The 16,262-nt window shown below is 57.6% G+C and carries 14 protein-coding genes; 7 read left to right on the plus strand and 7 right to left on the minus strand.

The genetic code is table 11. The features are described from left to right. Positions 1 to 25 precede the first annotated feature (25 nt). The 6 genes from GOX73_RS01655 to GOX73_RS01680 all read right to left on the minus strand — a co-directional run bounded on the left by GOX73_RS01655 (position 26) and on the right by GOX73_RS01680 (position 7,197). Positions 26 to 763 carry an Asp/Glu racemase gene (locus tag GOX73_RS01655; protein WP_171120876.1) on the minus strand — a complete coding sequence of 246 codons (738 nt, stop codon included), beginning with the start codon at positions 761 to 763 and terminating at the stop codon, positions 26 to 28. Then, positions 760 to 1,827, minus strand: a complete 1,068-nt coding sequence (locus tag GOX73_RS01660; RefSeq protein ID WP_171122666.1) for a histidinol-phosphate transaminase — start codon at positions 1,825 to 1,827, stop codon at positions 760 to 762. The genes GOX73_RS01655 and GOX73_RS01660 overlap by 4 nt, the downstream gene beginning before the upstream one ends. Continuing rightward, positions 1,824 to 3,470: a hydantoinase B/oxoprolinase family protein gene (locus GOX73_RS01665; RefSeq protein ID WP_171134761.1), complete on the minus strand. Its 1,647-nt coding sequence runs from the start codon at positions 3,468 to 3,470 to the stop codon at positions 1,824 to 1,826. The genes GOX73_RS01660 and GOX73_RS01665 overlap by 4 nt, the downstream gene beginning before the upstream one ends. Next, entirely contained in the window at positions 3,470 to 5,560 is a 2,091-nt protein-coding gene (locus GOX73_RS01670; protein WP_171122670.1) for a hydantoinase/oxoprolinase family protein, read from the minus strand. Before GOX73_RS01670 ends, GOX73_RS01665 begins: the two co-directional genes overlap by 1 nt. Before the next feature lie 224 nt (positions 5,561 to 5,784). Then, positions 5,785 to 6,495, minus strand: coding sequence for an aspartate/glutamate racemase family protein (locus GOX73_RS01675; protein ID WP_171122672.1), 711 nt, complete (start codon positions 6,493 to 6,495; stop codon positions 5,785 to 5,787). 3 nt (positions 6,496 to 6,498) lie between these two features. Continuing rightward, positions 6,499 to 7,197, minus strand: coding sequence for a GntR family transcriptional regulator (locus GOX73_RS01680; protein WP_171122674.1), 699 nt, complete (start codon positions 7,195 to 7,197; stop codon positions 6,499 to 6,501). A gap of 107 nt (positions 7,198 to 7,304) precedes the next feature. On the opposite strand from GOX73_RS01680, the gene GOX73_RS01685 reads away from it, so the two are divergent. Then, on the plus strand, positions 7,305 to 8,999 hold the full coding sequence (locus tag GOX73_RS01685) for a thiamine pyrophosphate-binding protein (RefSeq protein ID WP_171122676.1): 1,695 nt from the start codon (positions 7,305 to 7,307) through the stop codon (positions 8,997 to 8,999). On the opposite strand, the gene GOX73_RS01690 is transcribed toward GOX73_RS01685, so the two are convergent. After that, positions 8,960 to 9,880, minus strand: a complete 921-nt coding sequence (locus GOX73_RS01690) for a LysR family transcriptional regulator (protein ID WP_171122678.1) — start codon at positions 9,878 to 9,880, stop codon at positions 8,960 to 8,962. The two genes, GOX73_RS01685 and GOX73_RS01690, sit on opposite strands and share 40 nt — an antisense overlap. Positions 9,881 to 9,978: 98 nt before the next feature. Here GOX73_RS01690 and GOX73_RS01695 point away from each other — a divergent pair, with 98 nt between their 5' ends. The 6 genes from GOX73_RS01695 (at position 9,979) to GOX73_RS01720 (ending at position 16,232) form a co-directional block, all read left to right on the plus strand. Beyond that, positions 9,979 to 11,112: an enolase C-terminal domain-like protein gene (locus tag GOX73_RS01695; RefSeq protein ID WP_171122679.1), complete on the plus strand. Its 1,134-nt coding sequence runs from the start codon at positions 9,979 to 9,981 to the stop codon at positions 11,110 to 11,112. Continuing rightward, positions 11,109 to 12,362, plus strand: a complete 1,254-nt coding sequence (locus tag GOX73_RS01700) for an FAD-binding oxidoreductase (protein WP_171122681.1) — start codon at positions 11,109 to 11,111, stop codon at positions 12,360 to 12,362. The genes GOX73_RS01695 and GOX73_RS01700 overlap by 4 nt, the downstream gene beginning before the upstream one ends. Positions 12,363 to 12,409: 47 nt before the next feature. Further along, on the plus strand, positions 12,410 to 13,384 hold the full coding sequence (locus GOX73_RS01705) for a TRAP transporter substrate-binding protein (protein WP_171120896.1): 975 nt from the start codon (positions 12,410 to 12,412) through the stop codon (positions 13,382 to 13,384). A gap of 69 nt (positions 13,385 to 13,453) precedes the next feature. Further along, the gene (locus tag GOX73_RS01710) at positions 13,454 to 13,987 is read left to right on the plus strand and encodes a TRAP transporter small permease (protein ID WP_171120898.1); all 534 of its coding nucleotides are present in this window, start codon (positions 13,454 to 13,456) and stop codon (positions 13,985 to 13,987) included. A gap of 4 nt (positions 13,988 to 13,991) precedes the next feature. After that, positions 13,992 to 15,305, plus strand: a complete 1,314-nt coding sequence (locus GOX73_RS01715; protein ID WP_171122683.1) for a TRAP transporter large permease — start codon at positions 13,992 to 13,994, stop codon at positions 15,303 to 15,305. A 6-nt stretch (positions 15,306 to 15,311) separates the two neighbouring features. Continuing rightward, positions 15,312 to 16,232 (plus strand): hypothetical protein, encoded by a 921-nt coding sequence (locus GOX73_RS01720; RefSeq protein WP_171122685.1) that lies wholly within the window; start codon positions 15,312 to 15,314, stop codon positions 16,230 to 16,232. The last annotated feature ends 30 nt before the right edge of the window (positions 16,233 to 16,262 follow it).

Below are 16,262 nucleotides of genomic sequence, written 5' to 3' on the forward strand. Positions count from 1 at the left end.
CCTCCCGCCCGCTGGGTAGAATGGCTCAAATGTGTTCGAACAAGCGGCCCGGTAATGCGGCGTGGCGGTCAAGTTTCAACCTTTGGATCATGCAAAAGACCATTGCTTGATTGGAGGTGATCACTGGCTTTCCCAGATGCGCCTCAACTCTGTCGATGACCTCGACCGCGCGCATGTCAGTGCAACTCAGAACGATTGCCTGCGCATCCGGATGGTCTGCTTGGCAGGCTAGGTCAAACACCTCATCTGGGGTCAGTTCGCCTTGTCCGTAATTTCCCAATTCGCGCCCTATATCCGCGCAACACACGGTCTCAATCCCGTTCTGAGACAAAAAATCCATGGCCTGTGTGTTGATCTCACCAAGATAAGGCGAGGAAAACCCAACCTTTGTTGCGCCCAGAGCTTTGATACCAGCGATCAATGACCCCGCGGCTGTCAGCGAGTCTGCACCTGATTGTGTCTTTATCTGACCTGCGAGTTCTGTATCGAATACAGGACCATGCGTCAGGGTGGCTGACGTGCAGCCGTACAGCACAATATCTGGCCGAACGCCCGCGATCATCCGTAGATCATGGCTGATATCCGAGGCACCCAAACCTGCCATCTGTTCAGCCCCCGGAATCTCATCCACGTCATAGCCACCCATGCGTTGGAAATGAACCGTGGTATTCGGCGGACGCAACATCTCCATGTCAGGTTCAAGATTGGTGTTTGTGTAGGGGACGAGCACGCCGATCTTGGCTGCGGTTCGCGTCTCGGTCATGCCAATACTCCTTTCAACACGTTCAGGGCCTTGTCCATAATCGCAGGAGCGCAAATCGTTGCGCGCAGACAGTCCGGTAAGCCATAGCCTGCCATTCCGCGCATCAGTAGGTTTTCGGTCCGCAATGCGGCGTCGGCTTTTTGAGCGTCGTGTGGGGAACCAAAGCGGAGCAAGACAAAATTCGTGTGGCTGTCCGGCACGATCAGCCCAAGGGCACGGCAATCCTGCGCAAATTGGTCGCGAAGGCGTGCCGTTTGGCTGACCACATCGCGCATGTGGGATTGGTCGCGCATAGCAGCGGCGGCTGCAGCTTGTGATGCTGACGATATGTTGTTTGGGTTGAGAAGTTTCCGCAACTCAGCGGCGATGGGCAGAGGGAAATATCCCCATCCGACACGGGCGCTGGCCACGCCATAGGCTTTGGAAAATGTCCGGGTTATGACGGTATCACCTCGGTCCACCAGCGCGAAGATGTCCGCAGGGTTATTGGCTATATCCGAAAACTCGGCATAGGCTTGATCGACCACCAAAAGCACATCGTTCGGCAGGGCGGTGCGCAGTCTAAGTATGTCGGAGTTCGGGATAAGCGTTCCAGTCGGGTTGCCTGGATTGCAAATGAAAACAATGCGTGTCGCAGGCGTTACCCCGGCAAGAATTTCGTCAACTGATACGGTCAGGCCAACCTCGGGTGCCGTCCGATAGTCCGCCTGCGCTTGTGCGGTTGCCGACGCCACGAAAGCATATCCGTACTGCGCGCCCAGAACCTGATCGCCGAGTCCGGCGTATGCGCGGATCAGGCAACCTATCAGCTCCATTGAACCGGCTCCGCATAAGATGCGCGATGGGTCCAGGTGGTGCACGGTCGAGATCGCTGTGCGTAATTCTGTCCACTCGGGGTCAGGGTAAAGCGTCAGGTCAGACGCCGCAGCTTGGCCTGCACGTATCGCGGCGGGGCTGGCGGGAAACGCGCTTTCATTCTGCGCCATCGAGATGGTCTGCGCCCCGCCCAGATCGGCAAGGGCATAGGCCGCCATGTTAGCGACATAAGCGTTCGGGCGGATCATGTGCCATCTCCATAGGCTTTTGCCTGTTCCGCGGTCACCAAACCACGTTTTAAATCGAGGTCGAGGGACACGGGATCGCGCAGCTTTGGATCTCCGAACCCGCCGCCGCCGGGCGTTTCAAAGATCAGGTAATCGCTCGGTTCAACGCGCAGCTCACCTTTGCCCGGAATGTCCCCGGTAGAGTCCCGAAGGCGAATGCGGCCGGGGCTTCCGGCACCACCACCCATCCTGCCAAGGGCGGGGAATTTCAGCCGTTCAACCGATAGGAACACCACAAAAGGCGCGCCATTGGACGATGTCATTTCTATGCGCTGACCCAGCCCGCCGCGATATTGCCCCGCGCCGCCGGAATCCGGCCTAAGCTCGCGCCGCCAAATCGTCACGGGCGCGACGCTTTCGGTGATTTCAACCTGACTGCCAAAAACGCCGGACGGGTAGGCCGTCGCGGATAAGCCATCCGAATGAGGCCGCGCGCCTGTTCCACCATTATGTACTGGTTCGATCGCAAACTCCCGTCCACCGTCGCGGGCCACTTCGGGCGCGTGACGCATGGGCAGGTCAAACATGCAGCTTGCGCCCTCTGCCGGGACTTGATCAGGCAAGGCTTGATGCAAGCATCCCAGTACCAAGTCAGGTGTCACCTGACCAAGAGTATGCCGCATGGCGACGGGAACGGGCCTTTGGGCGTTCAGGATGCACCCTTTCGGCCCATCAACGGTGAAGGGCTCTAGTGATCCTGCGTTGTTCGGTATGTCCGACCCAACGATGCAGCGCAGCGCAAATATGGTATAGGCCGTGGCATAATTCAGCGGCACGTTGATCCCTTTGCGCGAACATCCAGAGGTGCCAGCGAAATCCACATGCATCCTGTCCTGATGGACGGTCAGCGTGGCGTGAAGTTCCAGTTCATTCTCATACCCATCCATTTTCAGGACGTTTTTATAGACACCATCAGGCACTTCGGAGATTGCAGCTTGGGTGCCACGGCGCGACGTGTCGATGATATAGGCGCCCAGCGTTCCCAGATCGTCGAGGTTGAATTCCTCCATCATGGATAGCAGACGGTCGACCCCAGACTCGCAACAGGCAATTAGTGCGTAAATGTCGCCCTCATTCGCGACGGGTTCGCGGGAATTTGCGCGGATGATGTCAAGAAGCAGGGTATTTGGCACGCCTTGATCGACCAGTTTGCAGGGCGGGATCAACAAACCCTCGTCATGGATATCGGACCCCTCAGGCCCCATTCCAAGCCCGCCCAAATCGACCAGATGAGAGGTGCATGAGGTAAAGCCAACGACCTGTCCGTTCCGGAAGGCCGGCATCATCAGAAGAAAGTCGTTCAAATGCCCCGAGGCCAGCCAGGGGTCGTTGGTCATATAGATGTCACCCGGTTTCATGTCTTGAACGGGGAAGGCCGCGCGCAGGTGCTGAACCGCTTCGGCCATTGTGTTGATATGTCCGGGCGTGCCGGTAACGGCCTGCGCCAGCATGCGCCCATTCGCATCAAAGATACCGGCGGAAATATCCCCGCACTCGCGCACGATTGGGCTAAACGCCGCCCTGATCAGGGTTTGCCCCTGTTCTTCGACAACTGCCAGAAGACGGTTCCACATAACTTGAAGTCGGGCCGGAGAGAGGGTCATCATTCTGTTCCTTTCCGGGTAAGGACAAGGTTCCCGATCGCGTCCACACAGGCTGCGAAGTCAGAAGAGACCAATGTGGTTGTCTGTGGCTCGGTAATCAGCGCGGGTCCGGGGACATAGTCGCCCGCGCGCAGGTCGGGGCGGGCGATCAAAGCTGCCTGTACGGTTTGTCCGGTCAGGTCGCAGGTGATGGGACGTGTCTGCGATGACTTGGTTGCGCGAGGTACCGGCGCATCTGTCAATGCAGCCGGTTCCTTTCCGACGGTTGCCACGCGCACCGACCAGTTCAGGATTTCTATCTGCATTCCCGGCACTGGGCGCGAGAATTGCTTGCGGTATTCCTCTTCAAACGCATGGGTAAGGGGGGCTATGTCTGCGCCAGAAAGAGGACGGTCGGGCAGGGGGATTTCGATCTCGTGGCCCTGACCGCTGTAGCGCATGAACGCGGTACGCTGCGTTTGAGTTGGCGCATCGCTTGCGCCTTGGGATACCACCTGTTTTGCTTCGGAAATCATTGCGTCGAAGAGCGTGTTGATTGCGTTAACTTCGATGCTTTCCAACAAAGAGTACCGAGACCGCACAATCTCAAAACTGACAGGCGCGTAAAGAAAACCAACAGCCGAGCCGACACCAGGGTTTGGTGGGATCACGATCTGGTTGACCCCGGCGGACCGGGCAACCCGTGTTGCGTGCAGGGGACCATTGCCGCCAAACGCGATCATAGTTCGGGTGCCCAGTTCCTTGCCGCTTTCGACGGCGTGCATGCGTCCGGCGCTGGCCATGCTTTCGTCGACGATGCGACTGACACCATCTGCGGCACCGGTTGCGTTAAGATCGAGCTTGGTCCCGATCACGCGATCCAAAGCATGTTTCGCAGCCTTAAGGTCAATCGCGATGTGCCCTTCGGCAAAGGTTTCGGGGGTGATGTAGCCCAGTGCGATATCGCTATCTGTGACCGTTGGCTCTGTGCCGCCGCGTAGGAACGCGACGGGGCCGGGTTCCGAGCCAGCCGATTTCGGCCCAACGGTCAGCCGCCCCAACCGATCCACCCCAGCGATCGAGCCGCCGCCCGCTCCGATTTCGATCATTTCGATCACGGGAATTCGCACAGGCATGCCTGAGCCCTTGATGAACCGGGCCGCACGCGCGATTTCGAACTGACGCGAGGTCTGCGGGCGCGCGTTGTCGATCAGGCAGAGCTTGGCCGTTGTTCCGCCCATGTCAAAGGACAGAACCTGATCCAGACCCGCGCGTGCGGCGATCCGGGCGGCCAAAATGGCGCCCCCGGCCGGGCCGGATTCGACAAGACGGATGGGGAATTGCGCCGCGGTGTTTAGGGTGCACATTCCGCCACCAGCCGTCATCATCAGGATCGGGCAGGCAAGACCTTCGTCACGGAACCGATCCGCGAAACGCGTCAGGTATGCCTGCATCAAAGGCTGGATATAGGCGTTTGCAACCGTGGTGCAGAGGCGATCAAACTCACGCGCCTCGGGGCTGACCTCGGACGAGATTGAGATGGCCAGTTCGGGGCGTTCTTGGGCCAGAGCTGATTGCAACTGCCGTTCGTGCGCAGGGTTGGCGTAAGCGTGCATAAGGCAGATGGCGACGGCGCCCACACCGCTTGCGTCGATCTCTTCCAGCACTGCGTCGATTGCGGACTGCTCCAGCGCGATCAAAACTTCACCGTCTACCGACATACGTTCACGCACCGTAAACGCCCGTTCCCGGGGCACCAGCAGGTCGGGCTTTTCCAGGTTGATATCGTATTGCGCATATCTCCGCTCGTAAGCGATTTCGAGGATATCGCGGAAGCCTTCTGTCGTGATCGTTGCAACCTTGGCCCCGCGCCGTTCGATCAGGGCATTGGTGGCCAAAGTTGTTCCATGAATGAAGCCGGAGATGTCGGATAATGAGCGTTCAGATAGCTCGATAACCCGCCTCGCGCCCTCCATCGCGCCGTCAGCGGGGTTTTGATGAGTGGTCAGCGTCTTGGTGGATGCAAGGATTGTGTCCTCACCCGAGAATAGAACCGTGTCGGTAAAAGTGCCGCCAATATCAATGGCGAGGCGCAGCGCATCAGGGGTCATTCTGTAGTCCGAAGTCAGAGTAATCGCAGTCCGTCGCAAAGGGCACAAAGCCCTTGGCTCAGGTGGCAACCACCAGATCACAACCCGTCGCGCGACGGTTCATCGGATGAGAAATACAAGCCATACGCATGCCGGAAGGTTGCAGGCGCAGGCGGTGCCTTACTAGCGGAAATGCGACGTGATTGCATGTAAGCGACATCAAAACGCGCAGTTTTCGGGAGGTATCAATAATGCGGCGGGTTGAGCCCGGCCTGAAACCAATCGACGAAGGTAACCATCGAAAACACCGGAAGGTTCGTAGCCTTTTGAATGTCAGCCGCATAGGGACACATGTTGGTGCATTCCAGAACGATCGCGCCCAAGTCAGGGTTCTTTGCCTTCAGGGATAACGCAGCGGCGATGTTATCCGCACGGGCCTTGTCCACATCCATCGTCAGCTCATTGCCAAGAATTGCGCGTGTGAATTCGTCACCCCCCTCAGTAGTTCCGATTGGAGTACCCAGTGGAACATGCGCGCCAGACAGATGTTCATCCGTCAGGGTGGACGCTGAAATCGTCAGGATGCCCGCACGTTTGCCCGCTGGAAGGGTGCGGTTTACCATTTCCACTTGCATCAAAGATGATGTCGCGACGGGGACGGGAATGGCTTCGGACAGTTCCTTTTGAAAGACCGAAAGAAAGCCGCAATTTGTGGTAATGCCGTCAGCCCCGTCCTTGACCAGATCCAGAGCCGCATCGACGAACGCGTCCAACATGCCTTCGGCCTTTTGGCGAACAACTCGGTCCGGTGACGCATCACGCACTATTCGGTAGAGCACGGGAAAGGGCCATGTCAGCGCGTTTCCCATATCTCCGGGAATTCGTGGAAACTGCGCATCCAGCATAAGAATGCCCACCGAGGCACCGTAAATGGATTTTCCACCTTGTGCGATCATGCCTCATGCCTCCTCAATGATGCGGGTCGCGATTTCGTCGGGCCCCTCCATATAGATGCTGGAAATTCCCTGACGTACTGCGTCCTGTACCTGATCCATCCGCCTGGAGATATGGGTGCCCATTATCCGCTCGGCCTCGTCCGTGTTTCGCTCAAGCATGGCGTTCATTACACCCTTGTGCTGATCTTTCGAGCGATGAATGCGGTCCGCAGTCATCGAAACCCACCGGATATACCGGATACGGTCATTGATCCGGCTGAGGGTTTGCAGCAATTCGCGATTGCCCGACAACCGCGCGATTCCGATATGGAATACCTCGTCGCGCGCTACGGCTTCTTCGACCGTCAGGCCAGTTATGTCGATGCCTGTGTCGTACAGTTCCTGTTCAAGCGCCTTCAGCTCTTGATCCGTTGCCTTGGCGCAAGCCGCACGTACTGCGGCCACTTCTATGATCTGGCGCAGTTCGAACAGGTCGTACACGCTCTGGGCATCCAAGGGTCTGCAAAAAAAACCCTGACCGGGGCGAAAGTCGAATAGGCGTTCGGCGACCAGACGGTTCAGCGCCTCGCGCAGGGGGGTCCGGCTTACGCCGAGTTCTTTGGAGAGTGCGACTTCGTTCAGGCGGTCACCCGGACGCAGGCGAAATGACACCGCCATCGCCTTTACCTGATCGTAAATGTCATCGACTCGTGGACCCGCCATCAAATATTGCCTTCCTCTGCTTCTTTTCAGGGGTGCCACAGGTCGATCTTGAATTCAATATGCAATACTGTATACAGTTATGTATTCAATCCTTGATGAGGGCAAATATGACGGGCGTGAACTACCTGACTGGGGCTGAGGCGATGGCAAGAATGCTTGAAGCCCATGGCGTGACTCACATGTTTGGTTTGTGTGGGGACACGACCCTGCCGTTTTATGATGCGTTGGCGCGGATGGATCACGGCATTCAGCACATCTTAACCCGCGACGAACGACACGCGGCATATATGGCTGACGGTTATGCCCGCGTTACGGGCAAACCCGGTATTTGCGAGGGGCCATCGGGCGGTGGGGCGACCTATATACTGCCGGGCGTGGTCGAGGCCAACGAAAGCTCGGTGCCGATTCTGGCGATCACCTCTGATGTCGCGACAACCAGCCGGGGGAAATACCCGCTGACAGAATTGGACCAGACAGCTTTGTTTAAGCCGCTGGCGAAGTGGAATGCCTCGATCGACGATGCCTCGCGGTTGCCTGCAATGATGCGGGCGGCGTTCCGGGCTATGACGACCGGAACGCCCGGCGCGGCACATCTTGCTTTGCCCTTTGATGTTCAAAAGGCCTCGGTGGACGAATCTGAAATCTGGGCGGACGCGCGGCATCGCAGTTATCCGGCTGAACGGGTGGGGCCTGATCCTGACGCGATAGACGCGGCCGCGGAAGTCTTGGCTAAGGCAAAATCGGCAGTGGCCGTTTGCGGGGGCGGGCCTGTTCTGTCGGGGGCCAGCGATGCGCTGCGCCGGGTGGCAAAGGCTTTGGATATGCCTGTGGCCACAACGGTTTCAGGTCAGGGCGCGCTGGCCGAGACCGAGCCTTTGGCGCTGGGCGTCGTGGGATCAAACGGAGGCGTGCCAGCGACTCGGGCGGTTGTAGATCAGGCGGACGTGGTTCTGTTTATCGGTTGCCGCGCAGGGTCGGTTACGACCGAACGCTGGAGAAGCCCGGCCCGAAACGCAACGATCATCCACATCGACAGCGACGCGATGGTGATCGGCGCGAACTATCAGACTGAGGTGGCGATCTGCGCCGACGCGCGGCTGGCGCTGGAAGCGCTGGCGGACGCGCTGGAGGGAAATGATGATCTGCCCGGCCAAGGCGGTGCAGCCAAGGCCAAGGCCGCCTGGGCTGCCAAAACCGCCGCCTTTGCCCCGCTAGCGGCAAGCCGCGAAGCCCCGATCCGCCCCGAGGCCGTCATGGCTGCGCTCATGGATGTTCTTGATGACGATGCCACGATTGTCGCAGACCCCGGGACCCCTTGCCCCTATTTCAGTGCACATTACCGGTGGCAAAACGCCGGGCGCCACTTCATCACGAACCGGGCGCATGGTGCCTTGGGATATTCGTTAGGGGCCGCGATGGGGGCGCATGTCGGCAGGCCGTCCGTCAAAACGCTGGCCGTCATGGGGGATGGCTCTTTCGGGTTCACGTGCGGAGAGTTTGAAACGATGGTACGGCACAAAATGCCGATCACTTCGATCGTGTTCTCAAACTCGGTCTTTGGGTGGATCAAGGCGGGTCAGAATGCCGGGTTCGGGCAGCGGTATTACAATGTCGACTTTGATCGCACCGACCATGCTGCGGTTGCTTCGGCCTTTGGGGTCAAGTCGTGGACTGTGAAAGACCCGGCCGACCTGCGCAGGGTGTTGGCGATGGCCGTGGAACATGACGGGCCAACCTTGGTGGATATACATTCCCAACCGCTTCACGAGGCCGCCGCGCCGGTGTCCGAATGGGTGGCGTAAGTCGCAATTGACGCTGTGAGTTGGGCCAGAAAGTCCTGCGCAACAGTTGAGAGAGGGCGACCCTTGGCCGTTATGATCGCTAGGTCCAGCATCACGGCAGGCCGGAAGGGGCGGGTCTGATAGCCGGTCTCTTCATCGAAATTAACTGTAAAGGGATCAATCAGGGCAACGCCCATGCCTTGTTTGACGAAGCTCAGTAAGTTTTCAGACAGATGCGTGTGGATTTGTGTTCGCCACGTGCGCCCCTGCGTTTGAAACGCATCCCTAGTGCGCCGGTGCGTTTGATGTTCCGGCCCCATGACGATGAAAGGCTCGTTCTCCAGCAATGCAGGCGTCAGGACATCGTGGGCGGCTAGCGGACTGCCTTCGGGGAACGTGGCCAGAGTTTCGAAGTGGAACACCTGATAATTCAGCGTGTCGTGAAGGATTGGCATCTCGACGACCCCGATCTCGAACAGGCCCGAGGTTACCCATTCTTGTATTTTTGACGAATACTGCGATTGAAAACTGACGGACAGGTTTGGTCGAGTTTTGGCAAAGCGGGCGACCTCGCGCGGGATAAAGCCGAAGGACAACAGATGAGGGGCCGCGATCTGAAGCTGACCGGGATGCTTGTTTTGCAGGTCAGAGACCGCTTGGGCGACGTGGTCCAGACCGCGCACGACGGTATCGACCTCTCGGTACAGCAGCTCGGCCTCGGGCGTGGGTAACAATCGGCCTTTGCTGCGTTCAAACAGCGGCAGTCGGGCCTCGCGTTCAAGCTGGGCCAGAAGATTGCTGATGCCCGGCTGCGAAATGCCCAGCACAGACGCCGCGCCAGTGACGGTTCCGGTTTCCATGATGGCGTGAAAAGCCTGCAATTGGCGAAAGCGCAGAGACATTGTTCACCCTATCACTTTTTCTGATGGAATTGCGAAAACATAGTATTTGAAATGATATACAGGTCAAGGCAGGCTTCTGTTCATCAAGGGGATGCGGCATGGGCGACCTGTTTCAGAAAATTGTTGGGTTTGACCTTTGGCATCTGGAGCTGCCGGTCACATCACGCCGTGATCATGGAATTGGCACTGTTGAAGGAAGTTGCGAAGTTGTCGTCTTGCGCCTGACGTCCGAGGACGGCTGTCATGGGTTTGGCGAGGCCTCGCCCTGGTCGGTGTTCACTGGAACGCCCGAGGCCACCTATGCGGCTTTGGACCGGTATATCCGGCCGCTGGTGATTGGCTCGTGCATTGCCGACCGGGCCACCATCATGGAGCAGGCGTCCCGCGTCGTCGCAAATTGCACCGAAGCGAAGGCCGCGTTGGACAGTGCGCTGCTTGACTTGGCTGGTCGGATCAGTGGCGTGCCGGTGTGGGCATTGTTGGGTGGAAAGTGCCGCGATACCATTCCGCTGAGCTGTTCAATCGCCAACCCTGAATTCGCGCAGGACAAGGAACTGCTGGATCGGCTGCAGGACGACGGCGTTCGGATCGTTAAGCTGAAGACGGGGTTCAAGGATCATGCCTTTGACATCATGCGGCTGGAATATCTGGCGCAGAACTACCCGGATATGTCTGTCAGAGTGGACTATAATCAGGGGCTTGAAATTACGGATGCCGCTGCACGGGTGCGGGACGTCGCGCAATTTGCACCGGATTTCATCGAGCAACCCGTGCGGGCGCATCACTTTGGCATGATGGCCCGTTTAAGGCAGATGATTGATGTGCCCCTGCTTGCAGATGAAAGCGTTTTTGGTCCTGAAGATATGGAGCGCGCCGCGCGCGAAAACATATGCGACGGCGTTTCGCTGAAAATCATGAAATCCGGTGGGCTACACCGCGCCCAGACAACTGCGCGTATCGCCGCAGCCCATGGGTTGAGCGCGTATGGCGGCGACATGTTCGAAGCAGGGTTGGCCCACCTTGCGGGCACTCACATGATTGCGGCAACGCCCGAGATAACTCTGGGCTGCGAGTTTTATCAGTCTTCATACTTCCTTGCGGAAGACATTCTGCAAGATCCTTTCCGCGTGGCCGACGGCAACGTGATCGTTCCCGTTGGTCCGGGGCTGGGCGGGTGTCCTGACATCGGAAAACTGAACCACTATGCAATAACCAAGGCGGTGGCAGCATGAACGACGCAAAAACCATCGCGATCATCGGGGCCGGTATTGTCGGCGTGTCCTCTGCAATCTGGCTTCAGCGCGATGGGCACCGGGTGATCTTGATTGACAAGGCGGGTCCGGGCGAAGGCACCTCATACGGCAATGGCGGAGTGTTGGCTTCTTGCTCAATCGTGCCGGTGACCGTTCCAGGGTTGCTTCGAAAAGCTCCGAAAATGCTGTTTAGCCCCTCTCAGCCGTTGTTCATGAAATGGGGGTACTTGCCCAAGCTTCTGCCGTGGCTGTCCCAATATCTCAAACACGCGAATGCAAATGATGTGGAACGTATTGCGGCTGCACTGACCCCGATCGTGGGGGACAGTTTGAATGACCACGAAGCCCTTGCCAAAGGGACGGGGGCCGAAAAGTGGATCGTGCCGTCCGACTATCTGTTTCTTTATGAAAACCGGGCGCAGTTCGAAAGTGACGCGTTTGGGTGGGCGATACGTCGAAAGTACGGGTTCAAATGGCAGGAGCTGGAGGGCGAGGCATTTCGCGCCTATGACCCTGTCTTTGGTCAGGAGATCGGATTTGCTGCAAAGCTTTCAGATCACGGCCACATCACTGATCCAGGGCGTTATGTGAAAGACCTTGCGGCACATGTCGAAGCGCAGGGCGGTCACATTATTCGCGCCACTGTCGAAGACATCGCTTATGAAAACGGTCGGGTGGTTGGTGTGCGGGCAGGTGGTGAGACCATCGCCTGTGATACTGCCCTGATCACTGCGGGTGTTTGGTCGGGCCCTCTGGCCGCGCGTCTTGGGGTTTCTGTTCCTTTGGAAAGCGAACGCGGCTATCATCTTGAATTGATAGAGCCTTCTGCGATGCCGCGTAGCCCGGTGATGGTGGCTTCGGGCAAGTTTGTGGCCACTCCGATGGATGGGCGAATTCGTTTGGCCGGTATCGTCGAATTCGGAGGGCTGGATGCGGCGCCGTCACGCGCGCCGTTCGAATTGCTGAAGAAAAACGCCCGAGCTGCCTTTCCGGGTGTAACATGGAAGGAGGAAGTTGAATGGATGGGGCACAGACCCGCCCCGGCGGATTCGATCCCGATCATCGGCGAAGTACCTAATATCAAAGGTGCGTATCTTGGCTTTGGGCACCATCACATCGGTTTGACGGGTGGGCCGAAAACCGGGCGCCTGTTGGCCCAGATGATCGCGGACAGAACTCCGAACACAGACGTGAGCGTCTATGCGCCCTCACGCTATGCAACACAATAATGTCGGTGAGAAACACCGGCGGTTCGATATTCAATAGGGAGAATACGATGAAGAAACTGACAAGTCTTTTGGCGGCAACCGCTTTGACAGCTGCTTCGGTCGCTCCGGCCGTGGCGGAAAAATGGGATATGCCCATGGCATATTCTGCTTCCAACTTCCATTCCGCTACGGGGGCCGAGTTTGCTAAGTGCGTTACCACCGGAACCGGCGGTGAGATTGAAATCGTAACGCATCCGTCGGGGTCCTTGTTCAAGGGCGCGGATATCAAACGTGCAATTCAGACCGGACAGGCCCCCATCGGGGAACGCCTGTTGTCGGGGCACCAGAACGAAAATGCGCTGTTTGGTTTTGACTCGATCCCCTTCCTTGCGACGTCATTCGATGACAGCGCAAAACTTTGGGAAGCGGCCAAGCCGTCCATTGAGAACCTGCTGGCAGAACAGAACCTGACGTTGCTTTACGCAGTTCCATGGCCGCCGCAGGGTCTCTATTTCAAGAACGAGGTGAACTCGGTCGCGGATATGGAAGGCATCAAGTTCCGTTCCTACAACAACGCGACCTCGCGCCTTGCAGAGCTGACCGGGATGCTGCCAGTCACGATCGAAGCGGCAGAAATCAGCCAGGCTTTTGCAACCGGCGTGGCCGACTCGATGGTGTCGTCGGGGTCCACCGGGTATGACCGTAAGGTATGGGAAAGCCTGAATTATTTCTATGAGGTGGATGCCTGGTTGCCGCGCAACTATGTGATGGTCAACTCAGATGTCTGGGGTGGTGTGTCTGACGCCAACAAGAATGTCATCAAGGCCTGCGCGGAGCTGGCGGAATATGCCGGTAACTGGCGTGCCAAAGAATATACTGGTTTCACCCTTCAAGGCTTGCGCGATGGTGGTATGACCGTTGGTCCGGCCTCTGAGCAGATGGTCAACGAGTTGAAAGAGATCGGTGTGACCATGACAAACGAGTGGCTCGAGGCGGCAGGAGACGAAGGCAAGGCCATCGTCGACGCGTTCCAGTCGCAATAAATCCCTCAAACGGGTGGCGGGGTATCCTGCCGCCCTTTGTCTGACCAATCATAACATCGCGGGGACGGTATGGCAGCATTGCGAGGGCTTCGGTCCGTATTGGATTTCATTTATCAGGCCGCAGGCGTTCTGGCCGCGCTGAGCCTGATCGCCATCTTGTTGCTGATTGTGGTGCAGATGCTGGCCCGCTGGACAGGCGAGGTTTTTCCCGGTGCCCCTGACTATGCCGGATATGCCATGGCTGCGGCGTCCTTTCTGGCCTTTGCGAACGCATTGAACCGGGGTAGCCATATTCGCGTGTCGATCCTGTTGAACGCCGTTCCCAATGGTGTCCGCAGGGTGCTGGAGATCTGGTGCTTTGCCGTCGGTGCTGCCGTGATGTGGTACTTTTGCTGGTATGCCTATCGGTTTGTCTACTGGAGTTGGAAATTCAACGACGTGAGTCAGGGGCAGGACAAGACCGCCCTTTGGATCCCTCAGTCATCTATGCTGATCGGCGCGGTGATCCTTGCAATCGCCCTGACGGATCACCTGATCCATGTTGTCGTGAAAGGTGATCACCGCATCACTCGTGATCTCGCAGATCAGAGCCACGGGGAGTGACGGCATGGAAAATATCTCAGTCATCATTCTTTTTCTTTTCGTTCTGTTCACCTTGCTCGGCACGGGCGTATGGGTTGGTCTTGCCCTGATGGGCGTGGCTTGGGTGGGGATGGAACTGTTCACCACTCGGCCGGTCGGCGATGTGATGATCACTACGATCTGGTCAGCCTCGTCCTCGTGGACTTTGACCGCGTTGCCCATGTTCATTTGGATGGGGGAAATCCTCTATCGAACGCGATTATCTGAAGACATGTTCAAGGGGCTTTCGCCTTGGATGGCCCCGCTGCCTGGCGGGTTGGTACACACGAACATCGTAGGCTGTACCGTGTTTGCTGCGGTGTCTGGATCGTCTGCTGCGACCCTGACGACCGTGGGCAAGATGTCCATTCCCGAGCTACGCAAACGCAACTACCCCGAGCGCATGATCATCGGCACCCTGACGGGGGCGGCGACGCTTGGCTTGATGATCCCGCCATCCCTGACCCTGATCGTCTACGGCGTGACGATAAATGAATCCATTACCAAGCTGTTCTTCGCTGGCATCCTTCCGGGTCTGGTTCTGGCCGCCATGTTCATGGGCTATGTCGCGATCTATTCAAAGTTGGGCAAGGATTGGAATCCGAACGACGAGGGCAAGCTTAGTTTTTCCGAGAAAATCAGGAACTCTCGGTTTTTGTTGCCCGTGATCCTGCTGATCATGGTTGTGATTGGCTCAATGTATTTGGGCTATGCAACTGCCACCGAAGCTGCAGCGTTTGGGGTGATCGGGGGGCTTCTGCTTGCGGCGGGGCAGGGGTCACTGAACTGGAAGACCTTTACGGAAAGCCTGATGGGAGCAACCCGCACAAGTGCCATGATTGCGTTAATCCTTGCGGGGGCGGCCTTTCTGTCACTGTCGATGGGCTTTACGGGATTGCCACGTGGTTTGGCCGACCTGATCGCAGGGTGGGAGCTGACACGGTTTGAGCTGCTCATGGTGCTTTTGGTCTTTTACATCATTCTGGGTTGTTTCCTTGATGGCATCTCGTCGGTCGTTCTGACCATGGCCGTTGTGGAACCGATGATCAGGGAGGCCGGTATCGACCTGATCTGGTTCGGAATATTCATCGTTGTTGTGGTTGAGATGGCGCAGATCACCCCTCCGATCGGTTTCAACCTGTTCGTCATGCAGGGCATGACCAATCATGAGATGGGCTATATTGCCCGCGCCGCGATCCCGATGTTCCTGATCATGGTCTTGATGGTCTTCGTGTTGATCTGGTTCCCGGAACTGGCCACATGGCTTCCGGACAACCTACGACAGAGCCCCGGTGGGTAGTCCGTCTTGAACCCCTTGCATTGGGCCGCACGCAACGGCCCGCTTGTTCTAGTGGCTGGACTGGTTGGTGGGTTGCTGCTGCCGGGACTGGCCGAACCGATGCGCCCGATGCTGCCCCCGCTGGTGGTTCTACTGTTGTTTGTGACCGTCCTGAGGATGGAGCCGTTGTCCATTCTGGGCTCGATGGGCGACTGGCGGCTTGTATCCGGGACTGTGTTGGGATTTCAGTTCGCCATTCCATTGGCTGTGCTTGCTGTTGGCTTTCTGTTTGGTTGGAACGCGGAGCCCGTGCTTTTGGCTTTGCTAATCATGACCGCAGCGCCATCCATCGCAGGCAGCCCCAATCTGTGCCTGATGATGGGGTACCCGGCGGAACACGCGATGCGTTTGCTTGTGGCCGGGACTGCCGTTTTACCGCTGACCGTGTTTCCAATCTTTTGGCTGATGCCCGAGATTGGTGATTTTCATACGGTGTTGCAGGCCGTGCTAAAGTTGTTCGTGACGATTTTCGCTGCGACATTTGCAGCGATAGCTCTGCGTCGAACAGTGCTAAAATCCCCGTCGCAAGGAATACTGATGAACCTTGAAGGGTTGGGCACGATCACATTGGCCGTTTTCGTCGTGGGGTTAATGCCTTCGGTCAGCAGCACAATGTTGGACCAGCCCGGTACTGCTTTGTTTTGGATCGCTTTCGCGTGTTGCGCAAATTTTGGCGCTCAGGCGGTGACATATGTCCTGACACGCAACAGGCTGTCCGCGGCTAAAAGAACGGCCATGGCCTTGATTGCAGGCAACCGGAATATTGCCATCTTCTTTGTGGCGCTGCCTCCGGAGGTTACCGCGCCGCTGATGGTGTTCATCGGCGCGTATCAAATCCCGATGTATCTGACGCCGACCGTCATGCGACGGCTATACCGCGCAGGATAGTCTTGCTGGGGTTAAGGAACCTCAGTCCAC

The organism is Ruegeria sp. HKCCD7221 (assembly GCF_013031225.1).
In the GTDB taxonomy this organism is placed as follows: Bacteria; Pseudomonadota; Alphaproteobacteria; order Rhodobacterales; family Rhodobacteraceae; genus Ruegeria.

Coding starts and splice junctions, on each gene's coding strand:
- GOX73_RS01675 (WP_171122672.1), bottom strand. CDS start 6,495: ATGATCGCACAAGGTGGAAAATCCATTTACGGTGCCTCGGTGGGCATT.
- GOX73_RS01700 (WP_171122681.1), top strand. CDS start 11,109: ATGAACGACGCAAAAACCATCGCGATCATCGGGGCCGGTATTGTCGGC.
- GOX73_RS01690 (WP_171122678.1), bottom strand. CDS start 9,880: ATGTCTCTGCGCTTTCGCCAATTGCAGGCTTTTCACGCCATCATGGAA.
- GOX73_RS01660 (WP_171122666.1), bottom strand. CDS start 1,827: ATGATCCGCCCGAACGCTTATGTCGCTAACATGGCGGCCTATGCCCTT.
- GOX73_RS01655 (WP_171120876.1), bottom strand. CDS start 763: ATGACCGAGACGCGAACCGCAGCCAAGATCGGCGTGCTCGTCCCCTAC.
- GOX73_RS01710 (WP_171120898.1), top strand. CDS start 13,454: ATGGCAGCATTGCGAGGGCTTCGGTCCGTATTGGATTTCATTTATCAG.
- GOX73_RS01685 (WP_171122676.1), top strand. CDS start 7,305: ATGACGGGCGTGAACTACCTGACTGGGGCTGAGGCGATGGCAAGAATG.
- GOX73_RS01680 (WP_171122674.1), bottom strand. CDS start 7,197: ATGGCGGGTCCACGAGTCGATGACATTTACGATCAGGTAAAGGCGATG.
- GOX73_RS01705 (WP_171120896.1), top strand. CDS start 12,410: ATGAAGAAACTGACAAGTCTTTTGGCGGCAACCGCTTTGACAGCTGCT.
- GOX73_RS01695 (WP_171122679.1), top strand. CDS start 9,979: ATGGGCGACCTGTTTCAGAAAATTGTTGGGTTTGACCTTTGGCATCTG.
- GOX73_RS01715 (WP_171122683.1), top strand. CDS start 13,992: ATGGAAAATATCTCAGTCATCATTCTTTTTCTTTTCGTTCTGTTCACC.
- GOX73_RS01665 (WP_171134761.1), bottom strand. CDS start 3,470: ATGACCCTCTCTCCGGCCCGACTTCAAGTTATGTGGAACCGTCTTCTG.
- GOX73_RS01670 (WP_171122670.1), bottom strand. CDS start 5,560: ATGACCCCTGATGCGCTGCGCCTCGCCATTGATATTGGCGGCACTTTT.